This window comes from Mycobacterium sp. NGS49, from assembly GCF_059812565.1.
On record NZ_JCALCX010000084.1, the window covers coordinates 1 to 2,874 of the forward strand.

The following is a 2,874-nucleotide window of genomic DNA, read 5'->3' on the forward strand; positions in this document are numbered from 1 at the left end:
CTTGACGGGTGTCGGCCATCCTTTCTTGACTGCCGGAGTGCGATTGGGCGGTGAGCGGGGGTGGATGTTCAGCGGTCGGTTGTCGCTAGATACCCATCCTTGGCTGGTCGATCACGCAGTGGCCGGAGTGGTGGTGGTGACAGAGGCAGCGTTTGTGGAGATGGCGCTGGTCGCCGGCGCCAAAGCCGGAGTCCAACGGATAGAAGAACTAGTTATCGAGGCGCCTTTGCTGATGCCTGAGCATGGCGGGGTGACGCTTCAACTGTTGATCGGCGGCCGGGATGAGGACGGTCGCTGCACAGTCGATGTGTATTCACGCCCGGAAGACGCCGCGGGCAACGAGACGGACGATTCGGTGGACGACGGGCCTGCGTGGGTTCGTCATGCCAGCGGTGCGTTGGTTGCGCGCTCGGATGATGTGGGATTTGAGCCATGGTTGCCGGTGTGGCCCCCGGAGGGGGCGGTGCCGGTGGACACCGAAGCGCTTTACGACCAGCTGGCCGCGGTCGGTTTCAATCATGGTCGGGCGTTTCAGGGGGTGCGGGCGCTGTGGCGCCTTGGCGAGGACCTGATTGCTGAGCTCGCTTTGAACGCCGAGGACGTGGGGGAGGCCGCCGGTTTCGGGCTGCATCCGGCACTGTTCGATGCGGCATTGCATCCGATCAACTTCCTGGCCGGAGAGCTGGCGTTGGCGTCCGCCTGGGGAGGCGTGTCGCTGGCGACCCTGGGTGCTTCGGCGTTGCGTGTGGTGATCGGGTCAACCGATACGGGCGGGCTGAGGTTACGGGCGGTGGATGAGTCCGGAGCGCCAGTGCTTTCGGTTGATTTGCTTCGGGTGGCGCCGGTCGATGCCGCCCAATTCGGCCGGGCGGCGACACGGCGTCTGAATTGGCTGCATCGTGTCGGCTGGGTGGCTCTGCACACCCCGCCCGGCGGGGTTGTGCCGCGAGTGGCAGTCCTTGATCGGGACGGGCCAGTGGAGCTGGACGGGATCGGCGGCGACGGTGTGAACCGTTATCCCGATTTGGCGGCGTTGACTGTGGCGATCGGCCAGGGCGGCAGCGCACCCGAGGTGGTGCTCACCGCCGCGCCGATCACCGCCGATGGGGTCGGCGGGCGTGGTGCGGCTGCTCGCGCGGGCTTGTACCAAACACTCGAGCTTGTGCAGGCGTGGCTGCGGGAACCGGCTTTAGCCGAATCACGGTTGGTGCTGGTAAGCCGGTTGGGGGTAGCGGCTGCAGACGACGAGGCACCCAATCTGTCTGCTGCGGCGGTCGATGGGCTACTGCGCAGCGCCGCCTCGGAGCATCCTGGCAGGTTCACGCTGCTCGACGTCGATGACAGCGAGGCCTCTTGGCGGGCTGTGCCGACGGTGCTGTCATTGCGCGATGAGTCGCGGTTGGCGGTACGCGAGGGTGTGGTGTTGGCGCCCCGGTTGGAGCGGCTTACCTCGGACATTGCCGAGGACATTGCCGAGGACATTGCCGAATCGGCGACGGTGTTTGATCCGGCGGCGACGGTGTTGATCACCGGGGGCACCGGGGCTTTAGGGATGGCGTTGGCCCGGCATCTGGCAGTCCGATACGGGTGTGGCCACCTGTTGTTGGTGAGTCGGCGGGGGGCGGTCGGGTCCGAGGAGCTAGTCGCCGATTTGGCCGAGCTGGGTTGCCGGGTGGAGTTGGCGGCCTGCGACGTCGCCGATCGCCACCAGGTGGCGGCGCTGATAGACAGAGTTGCTGGTGAGCGTCGGCTGGGGGCGGTGATTCATGCCGCCGGGGTGCTGGCCGACGGGGTGGTCGAGTCACTCGACCGCCAGCGAGTCGAGCGGGTGTTGGCTCCGAAGCTGGATGGTGCGCTGCACCTGCACGAGCTGACCCGGGATATGGACCTGTCGGCGTTCGTGATGTTTTCCTCGGCTGCTGCTGTGTTGGGCAGCCCCGGGCAAGCCAATTACGCGGCGGCCAACGCGTTTCTGGACGCGTTGGCCCAGTACCGACACCGAGATGGCCTGGCGGCAAATTCGCTGGCGTGGGGCCTGTGGGAGCAGCCCAGCGGAATGACCGGCGAGCTCACCGACACTGATCTGGCGCGGATGCAGAGGCTGGGGTTCGCGGCGATGTCGACCGAGCAGGGATTGGAGTTGTTCGACCTCGCGTGCGCGAGTAGTGAGCCGTTGCTCGTTCCTGGGCGATTGGATTTGGCCGCGCTGCGAGAACAAGCCAGACTGGGATTGCTGCCGCCGTTGCTGAGCAAGCTTGTGCGCCTGCCCGCCGCGGCAGCCCCGGCCACCGCCAAGTTGGCGCAGCTGCTAGCTGCGGCACCCGAGGCGGAATGGGACTTCGCGTTGTTGGCCGAGGTGCGCGCCCAGGTTGCCGCCGTGCTGGGCCACACGTCACCGCAGGCTGTGCAAGCCGACCGGGCGTTCACCGAAATCGGGTTGGACTCATTGGGAGCTGTCGAGCTGCGCAACCGCCTGTCCGAGGTTGCCGGCCTGCGACTACCCTCCACGCTGATCTTCGACTACCCCGACCCGGCCGCGGTTGCGGGCTATCTGCGGAGGTGCCTGCGAGGACCCACCACCGCCGAATCCATCGAGGGCCCCGACCAGGAAATTCATCCGATAAAGCGTCTTAGGCAAGCCGGTGTCGTCGCAACTGCGACAACTGATCGCGACGACGCAGAATACAAGGCCGATATTGCAGGAATGGATCTTGATGATCTCGTCAACACGATATTGAACGAAGTGGATGACCAGTAGATGGGGATTCGGAAATGGTTGACAAATTAGAGGCAGCGGCCGATGCCCTGCGAAAAGCAGTCGTCCAGATTCACAGCCTGAAACAAGAGAATCGGACGATTCGTGCGGCGCTTTCC

The 2,874-nt window shown here is 65.3% G+C and carries 1 protein-coding gene; it reads left to right on the forward strand.

All coding sequences use genetic code 11. The annotated features are described in order from the left end of the window. On the forward strand, positions 1–2,758 hold a 2,758-nt coding region (locus tag AC5Y7D_RS30725; RefSeq protein WP_499929936.1), incomplete at its 5' end, for a type I polyketide synthase. Positions 2,759–2,874: the final 116 nt, after the last annotated feature.